Raw genomic sequence first — 21,790 nt, forward strand, 5'->3', positions numbered from 1 at the left:
TTAAAAAATTAAGGGTAAAATAAAATTAGTCATAATTAAACCGCCAATAAAAAAGCCTATTACGGCAATTAGAGATGGTTTTTGTAAACTACTTAAACCTGTAATGGCATGACCAGAAGTGCATCCGCCAGCGTATCGTGTACCAAAACCAACTAAAATGCCTCCAACTATTAAAAGTATTAAGGTTTTAGGCGACGATAAAGCTTCCAAGCTAAACATTTCGTTAGGCAATAACGTAGCTCCTGGATTTTTAAAGCCCATGTTTTTAAGTTCTGCTACGGTGTTAGGGTTTAAATTTGCACCACTTGTAGTGGATAGAAATTTTACTGCTATAAAACCTCCAATAATGGCACCGAGTACTACGGTTAAATTCCATAATTGGTCTTTCCAATTAAATTTGAAAAAATTAGAAAATTTACCAGCTCCGGCTATGGTACACATAGTACGTAAGTTGGACGACATTCCAAATGTTTTGCCAAAGTAGAGTAGTAGTGCCATAACTAGGGCTATTAGTGGGCCAGAAACATACCACGGCCAAGGGTTTAATATAAATTGCATACCTGATAATTTTATGCAAATTTACATTGAAGTTTACCTTTTTATGTAATAAAGGTTACTTAGCGATGGTTATCTAGTTGGGTTTTAGGAAGATGTTTTTTTAGAATAGCGTTTTATTGGGGCTTGCACTGCAGATAGCAGATGGTTGCGCTAGGGATTGCAATGGAAAGCCCACAGCCCGACGTAGGAGGTGCGAGGACTTGTAGTGGAAAGCCCGACCCTTGGGTAGCGCCCAAATGGTTTAAAGGACTACTATTTTATTTCGGCCTAATTTTATTTTGTTTTCGGTTTCTAGTTTTTTTAGTAGTCTTGAAATTACAACGCGAGAGGTATTTAAGTCTTCGGCGATTTCTTGGTGTTTTATGGAAATGGTATTGGTCTCATCGATTATACTTAGGTTTTTTAAGTATTTATAAAGACGCTCGTCCATTTTTTGAAATGCAAGACTGTCAATAGCTTGTAGCATCTCGTCGAAACGGATTTGGTAGCTTTGTAGAATGAAATTCCGCCAGCTTTCGTTGTTATGAAACCACTTTTGCATGTTTTGTACCGGAATGAGAATAAGTGTGGAATCTTTTTCGGCTACGGCTCTAATTTTACTTTTTGTGGTGCCTAAACAACAGGTTAAGGACATGGTGCAGGTATCGCCGGCCTCAAGAAAATAAATGAGTAGCTCATTGCCCTCGTTATCTTCTCTAATAATTTTAATATCGCCGGTTAATAGCAAAGGAATGTAATTCAAGGTTTGATTAATATCAATTATGATATCATCTTTTTTGAAGTTTTTTAATATTCCTTTTTGCGAAATTTCTTGGATTAATACTTTGTCTAGATGGTGAGCGAATTGTTGCTCTAATAAATTTTTAGCCATATTCAAAAGTAATAATTATTACTAAATTTAACGTGTATTAGACTTTATTTGGTTTTAAATGGATTGTTATTTTCAACTTGTAGCTTCTTGAAATATAGTTGTGTCCTTTGGTTTACAAAATGTATTTTTGTTGGTAATATGGATTCATTAACACAAATAGTATTAGGAGCTGCTGTAGGAGAAGCTGTTTTAGGTAAAAAAGTTGGAAATAAAGCCATGCTTTATGGCGCCATTGCCGGAACTATTCCTGATTTCGATGTGTTTGCTTCGCATTTTACAGATACCGTTTCGGCATTGGCCATACATCGTGGCTTTACACACTCTATTGTGTTTTCTGTGCTTTTTGCGCCTCTTTTTGGATGGCTAGTATCACGTTATGAAACTTATAAAAGTTTTAAGGACTGGTCTTGGTTATTCTTTTGGTCGTTTGTAACACATCCAATTTTAGATGCGCACACCACTTGGGGAACGCAATTGTTTTGGCCTTTCGATTTACGATTAGCTTTTAAAAATATATTTGTAATCGATCCTTTGTACACCATCCCTTTTTTGGTGTTTTTAATTTTAGCTATGCGCCAAAAACGCACTACAGCAAAGCGTCGGTTTTACAATAGCATGGGATTAATAATTAGTACCACTTATTTGGCAATAACCTTACTATTAAAGTGGGTGGCATACACTAAATTTGAAGCTGCTTTAGATACACAAAATATAGCGTATTTAGATATTGATACTAGGCCTTCGCCTTTAAACACCATACTTTGGAGTGCTAATGTGCAAACCGAAAACGCCTATTTACTGGGTAATTATTCGTTTTTTGATTCGCAACCCATTACTTTTGATAGCTACCCTAAAAACCATGAGTTATTAGGGGATTTGATTGAAGATGAAAGCGTAAAACGTATGATTGCTATTACCGAAGGTTGGTACACCATCAATAAAAAAGAGGATACCCTTTATTTTAACGATTTACGATTTGGGTTGTTAAGTTTAACGCCTAAAGCAGAAAACTTTGTATTTAAATTTAGGTTAGATGTAGATGCTTCTGGCCATGTTATTTTTACAGAAGAACCTAAAGATAATAGGGATGCTAAAAAACTGCTAACCGAATTATGGCATCGCTTAAAAGGAAACTAATTTAAAATGGAATACGTTTTAAGGAGGCTTACCTAAGGTTTTTTAAATTTTAAATATATTACAAACAAAACTTGAAAATTTATGGATATTACAGCTGCATATACAGATCTATATCAAATAACAATGGCGCAAGTCTATTTTGTTACCAAGCCAAATGGTAGGGCGGTATTTGATTATTATTTTCGTCATAATCCTTTTGGTAGTGGCTATTCCATATTTGCTGGGTTGGAAGATGTATTAGATATTTTGGATTCGCTTAAATTTTCAGATTCCGACATCTCTTATTTAAAAGAAAAAGGATTTGAAAATGAGTTTTTAGAGTACTTGAAAAATTTCAGTTTTAAAGGCAATATCCGTTCTAGTAAGGAAGGGGATGTTGTTTTTCCTAATCGTCCTATTTTACAAGTAGAAGCCAATATTATAGAAGCACAAATAATAGAAACTCTGTTACTTAATATTCTTAATTTTCAAACCTTAATTGCTACCAAAGCGAGTAGAATTCGCTATAGTGCCAAAGATGCTATATTATTAGATATGGGTTTACGTCGTGCACATGCTACAGGTGGATATTATGCCTCGAGAGCTGCTGCCATTGGTGGATTTGATAGTACTAGTAATGTAAAAGCAGCAGAGGATTACAGCATCCCATCTACAGGAACCATGGCGCACGCTTTTATACAAAGTTATAATAACGAGTTAGAGGCCTTTCGCGATTTTGCTCGAATACGCCCTGAAAATTGTGTGCTTTTAATTGATACATATAACACCTTAAAAATAGGACTTCCAAATGCCATTACAGTGGCTAAAGAAATGGAAGAACGCGGCGATAAATTATTCGGAATCCGTTTAGATAGTGGCGATTTGGCCTATTTATCTAAAAAAGCAAGAGCCGTTTTAGATGCTGCTGGTTTACAATATGTAAAGATTGTTGTGTCCAATCAATTAGACGAAATTGTAATTAAAAGTTTAAAAGAACAACATGCGCCTATTGATGTTTTTGGTGTAGGAACCAATCTCGTTACAGGAAGACCAGATGCTGCTTTGGATGGTGTTTATAAATTATCGGAATTTAATGATGCGCCTAGAATTAAACTCTCTGAAAACATTATAAAAGTATCGCTTCCTTTTAAAAAGCAAGTGTATAGAATGCTGGATGCCGATGGCATGTTTTATGGCGCAGATGCGGTTGCTATTTACTCAGAAGGCGAAGTAAGCCAAATGGAACATCCTTTTGATATTACTAAGCAAATAGATATTAGTGAGCTTGAAAAAGAGCCTTTATTAGAATTGGTTATGGAGCATGGTAAACGTGTGGCACCGGCTAGAACAGTTACCGAGATTTCAAAATATTCGCAATCGCGTTTAGATAAACTACCTGTTGAATATAAACGTTTTCATAACCCGCATATTTATAAAATAGGACTTAGTAGTAAACTTAAAAACGAACGAAATAATCTTATTAACCAGCATAAAAGCTAAATATGAAAACACTTTTAGTTATTGATGTACAAAATGATTTTATTCCTGGAGGATCACTTTCCGTACCTAACGGCGATAAAATTGTACCAGTAATAAATAGCATACAAGATTCATTTGATTTGATAGTAGCCACACAAGATTGGCACCCTAAAGAGCATTCTAGCTTTGCTGTAAATCATGAAGGTAAATCGGTTTTTGATCGTATTGAGTGGCGCGGTAATATGCAAACCTTATGGCCAGAACATTGCGTGCAAGGTACCGTGGGAGCAGAGTTGCATCCAGAATTAGACACCACAAAGTACGAGGCTATTTTTAGAAAAGGAACCGATAAAGCTATTGATAGTTATAGTGCCTTTTATGATAATAACCATTTAAAAGCAACTGGTTTAACTGGCTATTTAAAGGAAAAAGGAGCGACCCAACTGTATTTTTGTGGTTTGGCTTCAGATATTTGTGTTTACTTTTCTATATGTGATGCTGTTAAAGAAGGATTTGACTGCTATTTTATTGAAGATGCCGCTAAACCTCTAGATGTAGAAGCGTTTGAAGCTATAAAGACTAAGATGCTTGCCATGGGTGTTCAAATTATAACATCTGAAAACTTTATAGCACTTAAATAGTAGCATATGTTTTAGTCACCAAATAAATAAACCATTATTGATTAAGCTTGTTGTATAGTGTTTTAGCGGCTATAAGTCCCAAAACACCTCCTATAGTGGAAACCAAGCAGTTAATGGCAAATAGCGATACATTAAAACTTTCATTTTGCATTATGGACCACGGGTCGAAACCTAATCTTCCAAAAGATTTGATTAATAAAACACTACCAAAAACACCAATTAGAGTATTACCGGTTAACCCGAAAGAATATGTTTTTTTGAAATAACCGAAGGTGTTTGCTGCGGTAATGCCAATTATGATACTAATTAATGAAATAAAAGTTCCCGTCATAACAGAAAATTAAGACTAATGTCCGTAATCCATATTATCAATTTTACCGCTTAATAATCTTTTTTGAACTATAAAGTAAACAATAAGCAAAATGAAACCAATAATGCCCCAGTTTAAGGCTACCGATAAACCATACTCTGGGGCCGCAGTGTTGTATATGGTTAGAGATTCATTAACTGGATTAACCGAAGGTAATATTACCGGAAATAAAGATGCCAAAGACGATGTAATTCCTCCTAATATTAATAAGGTAGAATATAAAAAGGCATACTCATCTTTTTTTATTTTTTTTCTATAAAATAAACCAATTAAACCTATAAAATAAATAATTGGAAATACTAGTAAAAACGGTTTGTCTACAAAATTATTTAAAGAATTAGGGTTTACTATCTGCCACAGGTATAGCGAGAATAAGGTAAGTACTGTTAGTACAATATTAAGCTTAAAAATAATACCTTTTAGTTTGTTATTTATGGAAGAATTGGTTTTTAAAATAACCCAATTGGCTCCATGAATAGCTAAGGTAACTACAGAAATTATACCAATTACAATTGTAAACCAATCTATAACTCCTGGATGATCTGTTAACGGACTAAAACTAGTATTCCATAATGGAAGAAAGAAGTAATGCCCTTCGTGAGCAGAAACTCCATGATGTACATCTCCTAAATTTACGCCACGAACAATATTACCTAACGCAATACCAAAAAACAGGGCTAATAACAAACTTGAAACCCCAAAGGATTTGTCCCAAATGTCTTTCCACATTTGGTATTTAAATTGGCTTCTAAACTCTAGGCCAATGGCTCTAAAAATGATTAACCAAAGTACTATTATTAATGGTAAATAAAACCCGCTAAAAACCGAAGCGTAAAACGTTGGGAAGGCCATAAAAAGCATACCGCCAGCGGCTACTAACCAAACTTCATTTGAGTCCCAAAATAAACCAGCCGATTTAGTAATTACAGCTTTGTCTTTTTCTTTTTTAGCAAAGAATAAATGAATTATTCCCGCTCCAAAGTCATAACCGTCTAAAATAAAAAATACTGCTAAAACAATAGCTATTGCTATATACCAAAATACTTCCATAGTTAATGTGTTTGAGGCGTAGGACCTTGATTTATCGTTTTTCCAACTAATACTAAAAATAATAATCCCAACAGCATATACAAAGCGACAAAACCAAGTAAGGTAAATAATGTATTCCCAGAAGATACGGTAGGTGAAATACCATCGCTAGTTTTTAATAAACCGTAAACAAGGTATGGTTGTCGTCCTAACTCGGTAGTATACCAACCTGTTAAATTTGCTATATAAGGAAAAGGTACTAAAAACATAATTGTCCATAGTAATGGTTTAATAGTATAAAGGTTTTTTCGTATTAAAAAGAATAAGGCCAATGCCATAACACCTATAAAAATAGTACCTAAGCCAACCATTATGTGATACGAATAGTAAAGCGCAGGAATATTACTAGGTAGTTCCTCTTCTTTAAATTGATCCATACCCGGAATTTGTTTGTTCCAATCTTGATGCGTTAAAAAACTTAAAATATTGGGGACAGCAATTTTATTATCCAATTTTTTATCTACCATATTGGGTTGCCCAATAAGAACAATTTCAGAACCAGCTTCTTCGGTTTCAAATATACCTTCCATGGCGGCAAAAGCTGCTGGCTGATGTTTAGCCACGTTTTTAGCATTCCAATCGCCTGTAGGGAACGCTACTAATAGGCTAGAAACCAAACCAAAAATGACCCCTGTTTTTAAGAATAGTTTTCCGTACTCCACTTGTTTATTTCTCAACACATAAAAGGCGCCTATGCTGGCAACAACAAAAGAAGATGTTACTACAGAAGCCATTTGGTTATGTAAAAATGCAGGTAAAAGCCAAGGGTTAGAAAAAAGATCTCCAAAATTATTAAGTACAAATTTTCCGTTTTCTAATATTTCATAACCCACAGGATGTTGCATCCAAGCATTTGTTGCCAAAATAAACCATCCACTTGCCCACGAGCCTAAAAAGACTAAAAAACCAGTTAAAAAGTGTAGTTTTTGCCCCATTAACTTTTCTCCAAAAATAAACAAGGCTAGAAAAGAAGATTCTAAAAAGAAAGAGAACATGCCTTCCATGGCTAAAGTTTGGCCTATAACACTACCTGTTAATTCTGAAAACTTTGCCCAATTGGTTCCAAACTGAAATTCCATAGGAATGCCAGTAACAACACCCATAGTAAAATTAATAGCAAAAATGTTCATTAAAAATTTGGCAGCATTATTATATTTTTCAATTTTAGATAGTAAATACTTCCCTTTTAAAAAGACTATCAATAGTGATAATCCCATGGTTAGCTGCGGAAATATATAATGAAATGTGATAGTAAATGCAAACTGCAATCTATCGTAAAAGAGCATGTCTTCCATATTCTAATTTTAGGCTATAAAAATACAACACAGATCGTTAAATTGACGCTGTTTTACTATAAAAGTATATAAAAATAAGGCTGTATTATTTAAAATAAACTTCTACTTAGCGAATTAAAAAACTTCTATGAAAATCCACTGAATTTTAACCCTATACTAAAGTTAATATTCTATGTTAAAATAAAAAGTAAATGTTTTTAAATACCTAATTTAGGTTTGTAACTCATGTTACGTCCGGTATGTTATTATAGAAAGGTTGAGATATAAAAGAGGTTTTATGAAGCGTTATTTGTATTATAATGTAAATCGAATACCTTTAGTTATCGTCTGGTGGGGTGTTTTTTTTGCCTCCCATCATAAAGTTAATCAAAATACCTACTAAGGTTAGGCAAACCAGAGCGAAAATAGCAATCATTATTACGCCATTACTCCAGTTGTATAATGCTATGTTTTGAGTTATCATGTTTAAAGTATTTAGTCGTTACTATAAAGTGTAAATGTATTAACCCTAGTTTTTATTAAATATGATTTTTATCAGTATAGTTGTTTAAAAATTATTTTGACTGATGCTCTAACTTAATTTATAAAACATTACTGGTGTTTTAATAGTCTCGAACAATTGATGTTAGGCTAATATTAGAGATAAGCTTTTATTATTGATAAAAACAATTTTTAAAATTTATTTAAATAGAAAGAAAAAATTTGGTGGTTTTTTATAAAAAAATGTATATTTGCACCCACAAAAAAGGCCTCGTGGCGCAACTGAATAGCGCACTTGATTACGGCTCAAGAGGTTACAGGTTTGAATCCTGTCGAGGTCACAAAAAGCTTTCAAGAAATTGAAAGCTTTTTTTTGTTTACTCTGTTCCCCATTAATATTCACGAAACTATTTATAAGTACAAGACAAAATGGTGTTTTACTTATAAAAATACTATGCTAATTTCTTATTTAGTTTGAATAGGATTTCAATTCATCATACAAATTTTACAGTTCGGTAATTAAGAGTTTTTGAAGTTGCCCTTGTAATGCACCTTTGCGGTATGTTACTTGTGTTTCAGTAACTCATCAAAAAAATCGAACAGTAAAATTACATTCATCATGAAAAAAATTACCATGATCCTAGTGGCGTTAATCAGCCTACAAGTATCGGCTCAAACCATTATAAGCGGAACCGTTTTTAATGCCAAAAACGAACCTATAGAAGGTGCTAACGTTTATTTAGAAGGCACGTACGATGGCGCTACTTCTAACGAAAAAGGAGCCTTTTATTTTGAAACCCCAGCAACAGGAACCCAAACTTTAGTGGTTTCATTTTTGTCGTACGAGCCATTTACAATAGTTGGCGATGTTTCTTTTATGAAAGGTATAGAAGTAAAATTACGAGAAGATGTAAGCGCTTTAGATGCCGTGGTATTATCGGCAGGAACATTTTCGGCAGGCGATAATAGTAAAGTTAATGCTTTAAAACCTCTAGATGTAGTAACTACTGCCAGTGCATTAGGCGATTTTGTAGGTGCTTTACAAACCTTACCAGGAACGACTACGGTGGCCGAAGATGGCAGGTTATTTGTTAGAGGTGGCGAGGCTAACGAAACTCAAATTTTTATTGATGGTATTCGTGTATTTACGCCATATTCTCCAACTACAAATAATGCTCCAACACGCGGTAGATATTCGCCTTTTTTGTTTGATGGCATTACGTTTTCAACTGGAGGATATTCCGCCGAATATGGGCAAGCCTTATCGAGTGTTTTACTTCTAAATACAACAGATGAGCCCGATCAAGAAAAAACAGATATAGGTATAATGAGCCTTGGTGCTACGCTTGGTAATACGCAAAAATGGAAAAAGAGCGCTTTAAGCGTTAATGCATCATACATAAATTTAACACCTTATAATGCTATTTTTAAAAGCAGAAATGATTGGATAAAGCCTTTTGAAACCGTATCGGGTGAAGCTGTTTTTAGAAAAAAAACAAACTCAGGCTTGTTTAAGCTTTACGGAGTTTTTGATGCTACTAATTTCGAGCTTACTCAAGATGATATTAATGAGCCAGAAGGGGCTTATTTTAAACTTAAAAACAATAATTTTTACTTAAACGGATCGTATCAAGGTGTATTAAATGATACTTGGACTTTTTTTAGTGGCGTTAGTTTAACGCAGGCTAAAAACGACTTAAATATAATTGAAAGCAAGGTAAATAACCACGAAAAGTCTTTGCACGCTAAAATGAAATTTAAAAACAGAATTAGTAACCGTTTGAAACTTTATTTTGGTACCGAATATTTTGCAACTCAATTTAACGAATCGTATAAAGACACTTCTATTGTCCATGAAGATTATGGATATAATAATAACATTGCAGCCGTTTTTGCCGAAGCCGATATCTTTATATCTAAAAATTTAGCGCTTAAAACTGGGCTGCGTGGCGAGTATAGTGCAATTTTTAAAGATTTTACAATGGCACCACGAGTTTCGGTTGCTTATAAAACAAGTAGTAAAAGTCAAGTATCTCTGGCTTATGGTAATTTTTATCAAAACCCTTCAAGTAATATTTTAAAGTTTAATACAGACTTAAAAGCGGAAAATGCGTCGCATTATATTTTTAATTATCAATACAATGGCGATAGACAAGTTTTTAGAGCCGAAGGCTATTATAAAAACTATAGTAATTTGGTTAAGTATGATACAGAGTTTACCAATTTTAACAGCAATTATACCAGTAATGGTAGCGGTTATGCCACGGGATTAGATTTGTTTTGGAGAGATAGTAAAAGCATTAAAAATTTCGATTACTGGTTAAGTTACTCACTTTTAGATACCCAACGCGATTACAATAATTATCCAACAAAAGCGCAACCCAATTTTGCAAATACGCATAATGCATCGGTTGTGGGAAAATATTGGATAGACTCATTGCGTAGTCAGGTTGGTATGAGTTATAGTTTTGCTTCGGGAAGGACGTATACAAACCCCAATAGCACAGGTTTTTTAAACCATAAAACAAAATCATTTAACAACTTAAGTTTAAATTGGGCTTATTTAATTAGTCCGCAAAAAATACTCTATGCCTCGGTAAATAATGTGTTAGGATTTAAAAATATTAACGGTTACCAATATGCCAATGCACCAGATGTAAATGGAACTTTTAATAGACGTGCTTTACAACCGGCTACCGATCAGTTCTTTTTTGTTGGCTTCTTTTGGACCATTAGCGACGATAAAAAAAGCAATCAGTTAGATAATTTATAGCATATAATTAAGATTATTAGATACTATTTAATGCGCCTTGCCTGTGTGGTAAAGGATAAACCTTGTTGCCCTTTGGTAGAATTCATAACACCTTCAAATAAAGGTTCTGGACAGCCTTTAGGGACTTTCCATTCAAAAATAAAATTAGAGCCTGTGCCACCAGCAACATCGGTTTCATCAATTATTATTTCGGTGGTTTCCATAGGGCCCAAATAAATAGGGTCTTTAAAATAGGTTTTTACTGGTGCGCCATGAGAATCGTAGTAATTAGCCTTTAAAAGATATATGGTGTCTAAATCGCTGGTGTTTCTTAAGCTCACCATAACAGTTAAATTATGAGTAGTGTGCTCAGAAACGCTATAAATTTGAGAATATATAGATAGATACGATTTTCCATATTCCAAAGAATCTGTAGCTTTTATGTTCGCCTTACGTTTCGACCAGTTTTCATGGTGAAGCGAACTAACCTCTTTCGTTTCATTACAACTTAAAAAAATAAAGAACAGTGCAAGCGAAAAATATTTTAGTTTCATTTTTAATGCGATTTTATTAAAATGCTATTACTACAAATATAACACACCCTTTCTAGAAACGTTTATGCATCCGGTATATAATTACTTTTTTACCTCAAATTTTAAAAGGAAATAAATTTTAAATCCTAAAGAGTTTGTAATATTCAATTAAATAGGTAAACAATTTTAAGATATGACAAATATCATAGTTGATTAATTGAAGATACAATAATTTTAAGGTATTGAAATTAAGATGACTTAATAAAGTAATAAGGCATCTGTTAATACTAAATGTTATGGAAGCTAAAAAAAATCCAAACTTAGACATAGGAAGAAATAGCAGCATTTATTTTGCTATAGGGTTAAACTTAATGTTGTTTTTATCATGGCAGGCGTTAGAATATAGAACCTATGATAAAGCAGAATCTAATATCGATATTGTAGAAATGGAAGACGTAGTCGAAGAAGATATTCCTATTGTTTCCATGAATACGTCACCACCGCCACCACCACCGCCACCAGCGGCTATTAGCGAATCGGTTGAAATTGTGGACGATGCCATTGAAATTGAAGAAACTGTAATTGAAAGTACAGAAATAGATCAATCTGATGCTATTGAAGAGCGCATTGTATCTGTTGGAGATGTGGTTGTCGAAGAAATAGAAGAAGACGTTCAAGTGGCTTTCGCGGTTATTGAAGACGTACCTGTATTTCCAGGATGCGAGGGCTTATCTAAACAGGCCACTAAAGACTGTTTTCAAAAAAAGATGTTAGAGCATGTTACCAGTAATTTTATTTACCCTCAAGCCGCTTTAGATTTAGGAATTCAAGGTCGAGTATCCGTAATTTTTGTAATAGATAAAACAGGATACATAACAGGGATTCGTTCTAGAGGTCCAGATAAAATATTGCAAAAAGAGGCAGAGCGTATTATAGGTAAATTACCCAAAATGGAACCTGGTAAACAACGTGGTAAGCCAGTAAAAGTAGCTTACGCAGTTCCAATATTTTTTAAGTACGATAGTGGGTCATAGTTTTTAATTTGGGATTAGTTCAATGTGAAATAGGCTGTTTGATAATAGATCAAGCAGCCTATTTTGGTTGTTTATAGGTGTATTTTACAATTCAGTATTAAAAAATTACAATTCGGTAAGTTGGTTTTTTAAAACCTTTAGTTCTGTTGGATATTTGTTGCATCATTTTAAAACAATCAATCATGAAACAATTAATTATTATTGCAACACTACTAATTTCAGGATTAGTATCTGCACAAACAAGTTATGAAAAAGGTATGCAAAAAGCCTTTAGTTTATGGGAGCAAAACCAACCAACCGAAGCTTCAAATTTATTTGAGCGTATTGCACACGCAGAACCAGATAACTGGTTGCCGCCTTACTACGCGGCTCAAATTAATATCCTATATAGTTTTGGCGAAAAAAATGAAGATGTCCTTGCAGCTAAATTAAAAAAAGCTCAAAATTTAATTAATGATGCTACCGCCATTTCAAAGGATAATCCAGAAATTTTGGTGCTTCAAGCCCTTTTACATACCGTTTGGGTTACTTTTGATGGTGCTACCTATGGCATGACACTATCAGGTAAGGTTGTAGAGTTATATACTAAAGCAAAACTTTTAGATCCTACAAACCCTCGTGCTGTGTATTGTAAAGCAGAGTGGGATATGGGTGGAGCAAAGTATTTTGGTCAAGACATCACGCCATTTTGTAAAGATTTAGAGCACGCCACAGAACTTTTTGCTAACTTTAAACCAGAAACTGCATTTCACCCAAATTGGGGAGCAGATAGAGCAAAAATGTTGTTAGACTCTTGCCAAAAATAAAACCGATTAGATAAAAACCATCATGATAAAATCAAATAAAAATATCATTATCACAGTTGTAATTGGCTGTATCATTTTTGCTATTGGTAATTTAATATCGGGTGGTTTTAATTTTAAAACGGTAACAGATTTTTTAGTCAATTTTAGCTTTTATCAGTTGTATTCCTTTGTGTTAGGCTATTCCAATATGTTTTTTTTCGATTATATGGAACGCCGCAACTGGAAAAAAGGCGATGCTATAAAACGGGTTGTTGCGGGCATTATTGGTTCTACTGTTTTAACATTAATAGGTTTGTTTTTGTTAAGAACAACAACTGCTATGGTGTTTAAAGGTTTAACTTTTTCAGAATTTATTAGTAATGAGCGTTTTGAGTTTTATCAATTTGGGTTGTGGATCACCTTAACCATTGTTGTTATTTTTCATGTTATTTATTCGTATAACAAGTATCAGCAAAATAAAATTAAAGAACAAAAAGTTATTGCAGGAACCGCAAGCGCTAAGTTCGATGCTTTAAAAAACCAATTAGACCCACATTTTCTATTTAATAGCTTAAATGTATTAACCAGTTTAATTGAAGAGAATCCTGTTAATGCTCAAAAATTTACAACATCTTTATCCAAAGTATATCGCTATGTTTTAGAGCAAAAAAATAAAGAATTGGTAACGGTAGACGAGGAGTTAAAATTCGCCAAAACCTACATGTCGCTGCTTAAAATGCGTTTCGAAGATAGTATTGTTTTTACCATGCCCGAAAACGCCTCAAACCCAGAAAGCAAAGTCGTGCCATTATCATTACAACTACTGCTAGAAAATGCAGTAAAGCACAACATGGTAACCCCTAATAAACCTTTACAAATAAGAATTTACGAAGAGGCAGGTAATTTAGTAGTCGAAAACAACTTACAACCTAAGCAAATAGTAAAAAAGAGTAGCGGTGTAGGCTTAAGCAATATCATGCAACGCTATGGTTTATTAACCAACAAACAAGTAAATATATATAAAGAAGCAAACCGTTTTGCAGTGTCAATACCTATGCTTACTAAACAAATATCAGTTATGAGAAACGAACCATCCACATCAAAACTAGACGATAGTTACATGCGTGCATTAAACCACGTCGACGAGCTAAAAGGCTTCTATTACAGCCTAATATCTTACTGCTTAGTTATTCCCTTTTTAATCTTTATAAATTACCGAACCTATTGGGATTTCCAATGGTTTTGGTTCCCAATGTTTGGTTGGGGAATAGGCTTAGCCATACAAGCCTTTAGAGTATTTGTAAACGACGGTGCATTTGGCCGGAACTGGGAAAAGCGTAAAATGGAAGAGTACATGCAAAAGGATAAAAACGATTGGGATTAAAATACAGTAGTCATGCAAAATAATTCAGAAAATCAAATCAGTAAAAAGCAAGAGCAGGCGCGCCAACACATCCAAAATATAAAAGGGTTTTACCAGCATCTTGTTGCTTATATTTTATTTATTCCATTTACCATTTTTATAAATTACAAAACCTATTGGGATTATAAATGGTTTTGGTACTCCATAATCATTTGGGGTATAGGGGTAGCCATTCATGCACTTCGAGTTTTTGTGTTTAAAGATGCTTTAGGCTCAAAATGGGAAGCACGCAAAATAGAAGAGATTATGCGAAAAGAAGAAAACAAATGGGAGTAACAACACCAATAACACACAACATCATGCAAAATGCTAATATAGAACCATTCACTAAAAATAATTATGATAAAGAGCAGGCCTATATACGCGCCAAAAAACGTGTAAAAGCGCTAAAAGGATTTTATTGGCACCTGTTCTGGTACATCCTAGTAAATATTTTTTTAATAGCTATGATAGCCATAAACTCAAGCAGTGCCCAATTCTGGCAATTTGGAACCTTTTCAACTGCTTTTTTCTGGGGTATTGGTATCGTTTTTCATGCCATAGGCGTATTTGCTAAAAACCCAATATTTAGTAAAGCCTGGGAAGAAAAAAAGATTAAAGAGTATTTAGAAAAAGATAAAAAACAGTGGAAATAAAAGGTGGCTTTAAGTATTTAAAAAGACTTTAGAAGTTGGGCGCTACCGCACCCTTCGTCTACGCTCAGGGCAGGCGGTCAGGCTTTCAGCAGTCGCTTTTTTGTGTTGCATACCTGCCTGCCGGCAGGCAGGAGTGCAACAACACAAAAAGAGCTCCAACAAATGCCTCAATCCCTAGCGCGGGTTAACCTGTAGTGAGCAGTAATAAAAAAAAGAGATGTTTTCCCGCAAGGTTTTTATAAACCTTGTAGGTATATTTAAACAAGCGGCACTGGCCCTCATGACCATGACAAAAGAAATTAAAAAAAAATAAATCCATGAATGTAATTATTATAGAAGACGAAAAACCATCAGCAAGACGCTTACAACGCATGCTTCAAAGTCTAGATCTAGAAGCTCAAGTCATGTTGCACTCGGTCGAAGAATCCATAAATTGGTTTCAAAATAACTCGCATCCCGATTTAATTTTTCTAGACATTCAATTAAGCGATGGCTTATCTTTCGAGATTTTCGAAGCTATCGAAATAAAATCGGCCATCATTTTTACCACTGCTTACGATGAGTACGCATTACAAGCCTTCAAACTAAACAGTATCGACTATTTGCTAAAACCTATTGATGACGACGATCTAGCAACCGCAGTAAAAAAATATCAAGAACGCGCACCGCAAAAGCAAGCCGTAACCCTCGATTTTAACGATATTAAAAAATTACTAATAAATCCTTTAGATCGGGAGTATAAAAAACGATTTTCGGTTAAAGTTGGGCAGCACCTAAAACTTATAAATATAGACGAAATAGAATGCTTTTATAGCGAAAACAAAGGCACCTATGTACACACCACCGAGGGCCGAAACTATCTTTTAGATACGACCTTAGATAATCTAGAAAACGAGTTAGAACCCAATACCTTTTTCCGTATTAATCGTAAGTTTTTTGTTAATATTAATGCCATAAAAGATATGGTGAGTTATACCAATTCGCGTTTGCAAATAAAATTAAACACGTACAACGAGCAAGATGTTATTGTGGCACGAGAGCGGGTTAAAGATTTTAAAAACTGGTTGGAATAGCATTAGTTTTTCCTGTAAATTGTAGTTTCAACTACTAGTTAATTAAAATACATGTATAAAGTTTAAAACACAAACAGATAAAACTATTTGTGTTTTAAAACATATTATGTAATAGAGTACTAGTATTTATGATCTGGAATGTAAACCAATAGCATTACCATCTATATCTTGTAATATGGAAACAAAACCAAATTCTCCAATGGACATTTTAGGTCTTATAATTTTTCCGCCTGCTTGTTCAACTAGGTTTTCTTCGGTTGTGCAGTCTTGCGATTCAAAATAAATAATCGTGTTGTTGCTATTAGGTACAAAATCTTTTTTTTCTACTAAGGCACCAGTAATGTTTAACCCTTTTGGGTCGAAAGGGAAACCAGATTGTTTTCCAAATTCTGCTGGAAAATCAACAAGTTTTATATTAAAAACAGTTTCGTAGAATGTTTTAGCTTGGTTTAAGTTAGATACATGGATGTCGAACCAATTTACAGGATTTACATTTTTCATATTATTTGCTTTTATATTTTGTTGCGTTATTGCATTACAAAGATGCTACGACTTTAAAATATAAAATTGTAAAAATGGGACACGCTTATTTTTTGCCGTCAAAAATTAAAGACATTTTTAAATGATCGCCATAAAACTCCTTAGGCGTTAAACCTGTAAATTCTTTAAAATCTTTTATAAAATGAGCCTGGTCGAAATACTCGTTTTCGTAGGCTAAATCGGTAAGACTTGGCACATCTTTATTTAATAGTGTTTTTAATGTGTTTTGAATGCGAATGGTTTTAGAGAGTTGTTTAGGACTTAACCCTATGGTAGATGAAAATTTACGGGTTAACTGCCTTCTATTAATATTGTTTTGTTTGGAGAGTTCTGTTACCGAGAATTGTCCATTGGTTTCAAAAATGGTTTCAACGGTCGATTTTACAATACTGTCTATAGTATTTTTATCTGTTAACCGCTTTAGCAGGAATGCTTCTGCTAACTCAATTCTTTCGGCGGTATTGTTGGCGTTTAAAATGTTGTTTCCTAACTCTTGGCCTTCTTTTCCAAAAAGTTCTGTTAAGGGTACCGCGGTGTTTTGAATATCTTTAATAGCAATGTTAGCAAAAGGAAAAAAGCCGTTAGGTTGAAACCGAACTACAAATGAGCCCGTAAAACCTAGCGGTTCTACAACATAAGGTCGTGTAAGTTGCCCTATTAAAAAACAATGTGGTAAAATAATACTTTCTTGGTTGTTTGGGTGGTGGCGGTAAGTATCGGCATAATGAAAAATGAGCTTCATGGTACCATCTGGAATAATGGTATTTTTTGTAGGTGTGTTTTCTGGTGCACTCTCTAAAGTCCAATAACACTTTACCCATTCTACCAAATTTTCTTGTGGTTCAAATATTTTGTGGTTCATAATATTACTCTTAGAGCTAAGTTAATAAAAGAAAATGAGTCTTAGTTTTAGGTTGTAAAAAAACCACCTTGTTTTCACAAAGTGGTTTTTCTGTTTTTATCATTTCCGCGAAAGCGAAAAAGTAACCTTAAAATTAATCTACTTTTTTAAACCGAAGCGTTTCATTGCCATTTACATCGAAAAAAGTTAATATTAAGTTTTCTCTTTTATAAGCTGTTGTATTGGCTAAGGCTTTATTGTAGCTATCTGCTTCAGTGCTATTTACGCACATTTTTTTTGTAGAGGCCATTACACCAAAACTTATGGCGGTATCTGTTATTTTTTTAATTTGGCCTGTGTAATTGTTACAACCATCTGTACCTAAAGCTTGCATGTTAGCAACGTTAATCTCTAAATTTGGTCTGTTATTAGTGTTTGAAATGGCGGTACTGTTAACATGGGTAGCGGCCCAAATATCATGTAAAGCCATTTTGGGATCTTTCTTTTTTTCTAAAACATTAACTAGTTTGTATGCTATTGAAGATGCATCTGCAGGTGTATTACTTTTATCTTTAGGCGTTTCGGTAACTTCAATTTTTTGAAGATAACCAAATTCAAATTCAAAATTTTCAATAGGAGCGTAGAAGTAGCTCCATTTGGCATTTTCTAAATTATTGCCCTTATAAACTTGTAAGCATTTTGTTTTACCTGCCCCTGCATCGCAATCTGCTTTTACACTATTTACCCAATAGGTTACGGTTGCTGTTTCTTTAGTGCTACAAGATGTGCTTAAAATGGTTAAGAATAGAATAACAGTAAGTGATTTTAATAGTTTCATCTGGTTTTTTAATTTTTAAAGGGACAAAGGTCTTAACTTTTATAAAAATTGAATGTTAAAGGTTTTATAAACTATGGCATAAAAAAACCACCTTGTTTTCACAAAGTGGTTTTTCTGTTTTTATTATTTCCGCGAAAGCGAAAATATTTGGTTTTTGTTAATTAAGCGCCCTGTTTTTAGGGTTTGCTACAAATAACCTATTTAATCATGTCGTAACTACGTTTAATAAAGTTTGTTAACTCTTCGCCTTTTAGTAAGCCTTGAGATAAACGTGCTAAATCTAAACTTTGTGTAATTAAACGCTCTTTATCTTCCTTAGCTTCTGCAGCTAAAATATCGCTTACTAACTTAGAGTTTGTATTTACAATAACGTTGTACATTTCTGGCATATTACCAAACATTTGCATACCGCCGCCTCCTGTAGCTTGCATTTCTTTCATTCTACGCATAAATTCTGGTTGCGTAATTGTAAAAGGTGTTTCTGTGCTTTCCATAGCTTCTAATTGTACTTGGAATTTATCAGAAGGTATTACAGATTTTAACAACTCATCTAAAGCTTTAGTTTGATCTTCATCTAATTTAGAAATTGTTGTGTCGTCTTTCTTAATTAAATTATTTACATGATCGCCATCTACACGTGCAAACGTAATGTTGTCTTTAGTGCTTTCTAGTTTCTGAATTAAATGCGATACAATTGGAGAATCCAATAATAACACTTCGTAATCTTTTGCTTTTGCAGACTCGATGTAACTGTGTTGCGCATCTTTATCTGAAGCATAAAGGATAACTAACTTACCATCCTTATCTGTTTGGTTTGCTTTAATTTTATTGAATAACTCCTCGTAAGTGTAATACTTACCATCTACTGTTGGGTATAAAGTGAATGCTTCAGCCTTTTCGAAGAATTTCTCTTCAGACAGCATACCGTACTCAATTACAATTTTAATATCGTTCCATTTAGCTTCAAAATCTTCGCGGTTATTATTAAATAAGGATTTTAATTTATCGGCAACTTTTCTAGTAATGTAAGACGAAATCTTTTTTACTGCACCATCGGCTTGTAAATAAGAACGCGATACGTTTAACGGAATATCTGGCGAGTCAATAACACCACGAAGCATGGTTAAAAACTCTGGTACAATACCCTCAACATTATCCGTTACAAATACTTGGTTTTGGTATAATTGGATTTTATCCTTCTGGATCTGCATGTCGTTAGACATTTTTGGGAAGTATAAAATACCAGTTAAATTAAACGGGTAATCTACATTTAAGTGGATGTTAAACAAAGGCTCCTCAAATTGCATTGGGTACAATTCGCGGTAAAATTGGCTATAATCCTCATCCTTTAAATCTGCTGGTTGTTTTGTCCAAGCCGGATTAGGGTTGTTTATAATATTATCAACCGTAATTTGTCTGTGTGGCTCAGTTGTTTCTTTACCGTCTTTATCCTTTGTAGTTTCCGGAGTATGCTCTGGGTCGTTAATTTGCTTTGTTCCAAATTTAATTGAAACTGGCATAAACTTGTTGTACTTGTTTAATAACTCAGAAATTCGAGACTCTTCTAAAAACTCGGTAGAATCTTCGGCAATATGAAGTATAATTTCTGTGCCTCTTTCGGTTTTATCAGAAGGTTCTAAGGTAAATTCTGGCGATCCGTCGCAAGTCCAATGTGCAGCAGGCTCATCTTTAAACGATTTTGTAATAATTTCAACCTTTTCGGCTACCATAAATGCCGAGTAGAATCCAAGACCAAAATGTCCTATAATTCCAGAATCTTTAGCCGAATCTTTGTACTTATCTAAAAACTCTTCAGCTCCAGAAAAAGCCACTTGGTTAATGTATTTTTCAACTTCATCGGCTGTCATACCTAAACCTTGATCGATAATATGAAGTTTTTTGCCTTCCTTATCAATTTTAACTTCAATTACAGGATTGCCATACTCCACTTTAGCATCGCCAATATTGGTTAAATGTTTAAGTTTTAAAGTAGCATCTGTTGCGTTACTAACCAGCTCACGTAAAAATATTTCGTGGTCGCTATACAAGAATTTTTTAATGAGTGGGAAGATGTTTTCTACCGATACATTAATGTTTCCTTTTGTCATAATATAATTTATTTGTCATTTCCTTTAAGCAGGAAATCTGATTAATTTTAGTTTTAAATTACTGTGATTGTAATAGTCAACAAAAATGCCAATTGACTAAATATGACAAACTGACACCCCTTTTTTATTTGATAAAAGTGAATTATAAAAAACGCCTAAATGCCAAACCTTAATCTATACGGTTTTGGGAATTTCATTTCATTTGGAATTTTACCGTTTAATTTTGTACTTTGTTAATTCATTTAAAAGGTTTCCGTATTCGCAGAAATAGAAATAAGAAAATAACATATGTACAATTCAAAAATAATAGGGCTAGGTAAGTACGTTCCAGATAATGTGGTAACAAACCATGATTTATCTAAAATGATGGATACTAATGATGAGTGGATTACCGAGCGCACTGGTATAAAAGAACGTCGTTGGGTAAAAGAAGGCTCTGGAGATACAACAGCAACAATGGGTGTTAAGGCAGCAAAACAAGCCATAGAGCGCGCAGGAATAGATAAAGACGATATCGATTTTATAATCTTTGCAACCTTAAGTCCAGATATGTATTTCCCTGGACCAGGAGTGCAAGTACAACATGCTTTAGATATTAAAACCATTGGCGCTTTAGATGTTAGAAACCAATGTTCTGGCTTTGTATACGCTATTTCGGTGGCAGATAATTTTATAAAAACCGGTATGTATAAAAACATATTAGTTATTGGTAGCGAATTGCACTCTCACGGATTGGATAAAACCACACGAGGCCGTGGTGTTACTGTAATTTTTGGCGATGGGGCAGGAGCTGCCATTTTAAGTAGAGAAGAGGATAATACAAAAGGTATTTTATCTACGCATTTACACTCGCAAGGCGAACATGCCGAAGAGTTGGTATTAGTAGCTCCAGGCATGGGGAAACGCTGGGTAAACGATATTATAGCAGATAACGATCCTAACGATGAGAGTTATTTTCCTCACATGAATGGCCAATTTGTGTTTAAAAATGCCGTGGTACGTTTTAGCGAGGTTATTGTAGAGGGTTTAACAAAAAATAACTTGCAAAAGGAGGATATCGATATGTTAATTCCGCATCAAGCCAACCTGCGTATAGCGCAGTTTATACAAAAGAAATTTGGTTTGCGCGACGACCAAGTGTTTAATAATATTATGAAATACGGTAATACAACAGCCGCATCTATTATTATTGCACTAACCGAAGCTTGGGAAGAAGGCAAAATAAAAGAAGGCGATAACGTGGTTTTAGCCGCCTTTGGTAGTGGCTTTACATGGGGAAGTGCCATTATAAAATGGGCCTAAAATAAAACATTGGGCGTTACCACAAGG

The 21,790-nt window shown here is 34.1% G+C and carries 22 protein-coding genes and 1 tRNA gene; 12 read left to right on the top strand and 11 right to left on the bottom strand.

Annotation, left to right across the window (positions count from 1 at the left end):
* Together BMY96_RS12995 and BMY96_RS13000 are read right to left on the bottom strand one after the other, a co-directional pair.
* Entirely contained in the window at positions 1-558 is a 558-nt protein-coding gene (locus tag BMY96_RS12995) for a YeeE/YedE family protein (RefSeq protein ID WP_092852873.1), read from the bottom strand.
* Positions 559-799: 241 nt separating this feature from the next.
* Entirely contained in the window at positions 800-1,429 is a 630-nt protein-coding gene (locus tag BMY96_RS13000; RefSeq protein ID WP_092852875.1) for a Crp/Fnr family transcriptional regulator, read from the bottom strand.
* Between the two features lie 138 nt (positions 1,430-1,567).
* Here BMY96_RS13000 and BMY96_RS13005 point away from each other — a divergent pair, with 138 nt between their 5' ends.
* The 3 genes from BMY96_RS13005 (at position 1,568) to pncA (ending at position 4,665) form a co-directional block, all read left to right on the top strand.
* On the top strand, positions 1,568-2,566 hold the full coding sequence (locus BMY96_RS13005; RefSeq protein WP_092852878.1) for a metal-dependent hydrolase: 999 nt from the start codon (positions 1,568-1,570) through the stop codon (positions 2,564-2,566).
* A gap of 81 nt (positions 2,567-2,647) precedes the next feature.
* Positions 2,648-4,045: a nicotinate phosphoribosyltransferase gene (locus BMY96_RS13010; protein WP_092852880.1), complete on the top strand. Its 1,398-nt coding sequence runs from the start codon at positions 2,648-2,650 to the stop codon at positions 4,043-4,045.
* Positions 4,046-4,047: 2 nt separating this feature from the next.
* Complete coding sequence (gene pncA / locus BMY96_RS13015; RefSeq protein ID WP_092852882.1) at positions 4,048-4,665, top strand: bifunctional nicotinamidase/pyrazinamidase; 618 nt, start codon at positions 4,048-4,050, stop codon at positions 4,663-4,665.
* A 34-nt stretch (positions 4,666-4,699) separates the two neighbouring features.
* Here pncA and BMY96_RS13020 read toward each other — a convergent pair whose 3' ends face one another.
* The 4 genes from BMY96_RS13020 to BMY96_RS16040 all read right to left on the bottom strand — a co-directional run bounded on the left by BMY96_RS13020 (position 4,700) and on the right by BMY96_RS16040 (position 7,882).
* Positions 4,700-4,996, bottom strand: coding sequence for a hypothetical protein (locus BMY96_RS13020; RefSeq protein ID WP_092852884.1), 297 nt, complete (start codon positions 4,994-4,996; stop codon positions 4,700-4,702).
* A 15-nt stretch (positions 4,997-5,011) separates the two neighbouring features.
* Positions 5,012-6,085 (bottom strand): cytochrome d ubiquinol oxidase subunit II, encoded by a 1,074-nt coding sequence (gene cydB, locus BMY96_RS13025; protein WP_092852886.1) that lies wholly within the window; start codon positions 6,083-6,085, stop codon positions 5,012-5,014.
* A gap of 2 nt (positions 6,086-6,087) precedes the next feature.
* Positions 6,088-7,419: a cytochrome ubiquinol oxidase subunit I gene (locus tag BMY96_RS13030; RefSeq protein ID WP_092852888.1), complete on the bottom strand. Its 1,332-nt coding sequence runs from the start codon at positions 7,417-7,419 to the stop codon at positions 6,088-6,090.
* Between the two features lie 316 nt (positions 7,420-7,735).
* Positions 7,736-7,882 (bottom strand): hypothetical protein, encoded by a 147-nt coding sequence (locus BMY96_RS16040; RefSeq protein WP_175473576.1) that lies wholly within the window; start codon positions 7,880-7,882, stop codon positions 7,736-7,738.
* Between the two features lie 284 nt (positions 7,883-8,166).
* Here BMY96_RS16040 and BMY96_RS13035 point away from each other — a divergent pair.
* Together BMY96_RS13035 and BMY96_RS13040 are read left to right on the top strand one after the other, a co-directional pair.
* A tRNA-Arg gene (locus tag BMY96_RS13035) sits at positions 8,167-8,240 on the top strand.
* A 278-nt stretch (positions 8,241-8,518) separates the two neighbouring features.
* A complete protein-coding gene (locus BMY96_RS13040; RefSeq protein WP_092852890.1) occupies positions 8,519-10,672 on the top strand; it encodes a TonB-dependent receptor in 2,154 nt (717 codons plus the stop codon).
* Positions 10,673-10,695: 23 nt separating this feature from the next.
* On the opposite strand, the gene BMY96_RS13045 is transcribed toward BMY96_RS13040, so the two are convergent.
* Positions 10,696-11,205 (bottom strand): DUF3124 domain-containing protein, encoded by a 510-nt coding sequence (locus BMY96_RS13045; RefSeq protein WP_092852892.1) that lies wholly within the window; start codon positions 11,203-11,205, stop codon positions 10,696-10,698.
* 275 nt (positions 11,206-11,480) lie between these two features.
* Between BMY96_RS13045 and BMY96_RS13050 the strand changes: the two genes are divergently transcribed.
* The 6 genes from BMY96_RS13050 to BMY96_RS13075 all read left to right on the top strand — a co-directional run bounded on the left by BMY96_RS13050 (position 11,481) and on the right by BMY96_RS13075 (position 16,134).
* On the top strand, positions 11,481-12,218 hold the full coding sequence (locus BMY96_RS13050) for an energy transducer TonB (RefSeq protein WP_092852894.1): 738 nt from the start codon (positions 11,481-11,483) through the stop codon (positions 12,216-12,218).
* A 182-nt stretch (positions 12,219-12,400) separates the two neighbouring features.
* Positions 12,401-13,024, top strand: a complete 624-nt coding sequence (locus BMY96_RS13055) for a tetratricopeptide repeat protein (RefSeq protein WP_092852896.1) — start codon at positions 12,401-12,403, stop codon at positions 13,022-13,024.
* A gap of 22 nt (positions 13,025-13,046) precedes the next feature.
* Positions 13,047-14,387, top strand: a complete 1,341-nt coding sequence (locus BMY96_RS13060; RefSeq protein WP_092852898.1) for a 2TM domain-containing protein — start codon at positions 13,047-13,049, stop codon at positions 14,385-14,387.
* Positions 14,388-14,399: 12 nt separating this feature from the next.
* On the top strand, positions 14,400-14,702 hold the full coding sequence (locus BMY96_RS13065) for a 2TM domain-containing protein (RefSeq protein ID WP_092852900.1): 303 nt from the start codon (positions 14,400-14,402) through the stop codon (positions 14,700-14,702).
* Entirely contained in the window at positions 14,693-15,061 is a 369-nt protein-coding gene (locus BMY96_RS13070; protein ID WP_245750648.1) for a 2TM domain-containing protein, read from the top strand. Before BMY96_RS13065 ends, BMY96_RS13070 begins: the two co-directional genes overlap by 10 nt.
* 317 nt (positions 15,062-15,378) lie before the next feature.
* Positions 15,379-16,134 (top strand): LytR/AlgR family response regulator transcription factor, encoded by a 756-nt coding sequence (locus tag BMY96_RS13075; RefSeq protein ID WP_092852902.1) that lies wholly within the window; start codon positions 15,379-15,381, stop codon positions 16,132-16,134.
* Positions 16,135-16,260: 126 nt separating this feature from the next.
* Here BMY96_RS13075 and BMY96_RS13080 read toward each other — a convergent pair whose 3' ends face one another.
* From BMY96_RS13080 to htpG, 4 genes are all read right to left on the bottom strand, one after another.
* Entirely contained in the window at positions 16,261-16,635 is a 375-nt protein-coding gene (locus tag BMY96_RS13080) for a VOC family protein (RefSeq protein WP_092852904.1), read from the bottom strand.
* Between the two features lie 85 nt (positions 16,636-16,720).
* Positions 16,721-17,536: a helix-turn-helix domain-containing protein gene (locus BMY96_RS13085; RefSeq protein WP_092852906.1), complete on the bottom strand. Its 816-nt coding sequence runs from the start codon at positions 17,534-17,536 to the stop codon at positions 16,721-16,723.
* Between the two features lie 133 nt (positions 17,537-17,669).
* Positions 17,670-18,353, bottom strand: a complete 684-nt coding sequence (locus tag BMY96_RS13090; RefSeq protein WP_092852908.1) for a DUF4377 domain-containing protein — start codon at positions 18,351-18,353, stop codon at positions 17,670-17,672.
* A gap of 197 nt (positions 18,354-18,550) precedes the next feature.
* Positions 18,551-20,461 carry a molecular chaperone HtpG gene (gene htpG, locus BMY96_RS13095; protein WP_092852910.1) on the bottom strand — a complete coding sequence of 637 codons (1,911 nt, stop codon included), beginning with the start codon at positions 20,459-20,461 and terminating at the stop codon, positions 18,551-18,553.
* 288 nt (positions 20,462-20,749) lie between these two features.
* On the opposite strand from htpG, the gene BMY96_RS13100 reads away from it, so the two are divergent.
* Positions 20,750-21,763 carry a 3-oxoacyl-ACP synthase III family protein gene (locus BMY96_RS13100; protein ID WP_092852912.1) on the top strand — a complete coding sequence of 338 codons (1,014 nt, stop codon included), beginning with the start codon at positions 20,750-20,752 and terminating at the stop codon, positions 21,761-21,763.
* The last annotated feature ends 27 nt before the right edge of the window (positions 21,764-21,790 follow it).

It is taken from the genome of Algibacter pectinivorans, from assembly GCF_900112595.1.
Taxonomy (GTDB): Bacteria; Bacteroidota; Bacteroidia; order Flavobacteriales; family Flavobacteriaceae; genus Algibacter_B; species Algibacter_B pectinivorans.

Bases quoted from the DNA above. Each gene is read 5' to 3' on its own strand.
- BMY96_RS13085 (WP_092852906.1), bottom strand. From the start codon at position 17,536: ATGAACCACAAAATATTTGAACCACAAGAAAATTTGGTAGAATGGGTA.
- htpG (WP_092852910.1), bottom strand. From the start codon at position 20,461: ATGACAAAAGGAAACATTAATGTATCGGTAGAAAACATCTTCCCACTC.
- BMY96_RS13100 (WP_092852912.1), top strand. From the start codon at position 20,750: ATGTACAATTCAAAAATAATAGGGCTAGGTAAGTACGTTCCAGATAAT.
- BMY96_RS13090 (WP_092852908.1), bottom strand. From the start codon at position 18,353: ATGAAACTATTAAAATCACTTACTGTTATTCTATTCTTAACCATTTTA.
- BMY96_RS13065 (WP_092852900.1), top strand. From the start codon at position 14,400: ATGCAAAATAATTCAGAAAATCAAATCAGTAAAAAGCAAGAGCAGGCG.
- BMY96_RS13045 (WP_092852892.1), bottom strand. From the start codon at position 11,205: ATGAAACTAAAATATTTTTCGCTTGCACTGTTCTTTATTTTTTTAAGT.
- BMY96_RS13040 (WP_092852890.1), top strand. From the start codon at position 8,519: ATGAAAAAAATTACCATGATCCTAGTGGCGTTAATCAGCCTACAAGTA.
- BMY96_RS13030 (WP_092852888.1), bottom strand. From the start codon at position 7,419: ATGGAAGACATGCTCTTTTACGATAGATTGCAGTTTGCATTTACTATC.
- BMY96_RS13005 (WP_092852878.1), top strand. From the start codon at position 1,568: ATGGATTCATTAACACAAATAGTATTAGGAGCTGCTGTAGGAGAAGCT.
- pncA (WP_092852882.1), top strand. From the start codon at position 4,048: ATGAAAACACTTTTAGTTATTGATGTACAAAATGATTTTATTCCTGGA.
- BMY96_RS13075 (WP_092852902.1), top strand. From the start codon at position 15,379: ATGAATGTAATTATTATAGAAGACGAAAAACCATCAGCAAGACGCTTA.
- BMY96_RS12995 (WP_092852873.1), bottom strand. From the start codon at position 558: ATGCAATTTATATTAAACCCTTGGCCGTGGTATGTTTCTGGCCCACTA.
- BMY96_RS13080 (WP_092852904.1), bottom strand. From the start codon at position 16,635: ATGAAAAATGTAAATCCTGTAAATTGGTTCGACATCCATGTATCTAAC.
- BMY96_RS13000 (WP_092852875.1), bottom strand. From the start codon at position 1,429: ATGGCTAAAAATTTATTAGAGCAACAATTCGCTCACCATCTAGACAAA.
- BMY96_RS13070 (WP_245750648.1), top strand. From the start codon at position 14,693: ATGGGAGTAACAACACCAATAACACACAACATCATGCAAAATGCTAAT.
- cydB (WP_092852886.1), bottom strand. From the start codon at position 6,085: ATGGAAGTATTTTGGTATATAGCAATAGCTATTGTTTTAGCAGTATTT.
- BMY96_RS16040 (WP_175473576.1), bottom strand. From the start codon at position 7,882: ATGATAACTCAAAACATAGCATTATACAACTGGAGTAATGGCGTAATA.
- BMY96_RS13050 (WP_092852894.1), top strand. From the start codon at position 11,481: ATGGAAGCTAAAAAAAATCCAAACTTAGACATAGGAAGAAATAGCAGC.
- BMY96_RS13010 (WP_092852880.1), top strand. From the start codon at position 2,648: ATGGATATTACAGCTGCATATACAGATCTATATCAAATAACAATGGCG.
- BMY96_RS13060 (WP_092852898.1), top strand. From the start codon at position 13,047: ATGATAAAATCAAATAAAAATATCATTATCACAGTTGTAATTGGCTGT.
- BMY96_RS13020 (WP_092852884.1), bottom strand. From the start codon at position 4,996: ATGACGGGAACTTTTATTTCATTAATTAGTATCATAATTGGCATTACC.
- BMY96_RS13055 (WP_092852896.1), top strand. From the start codon at position 12,401: ATGAAACAATTAATTATTATTGCAACACTACTAATTTCAGGATTAGTA.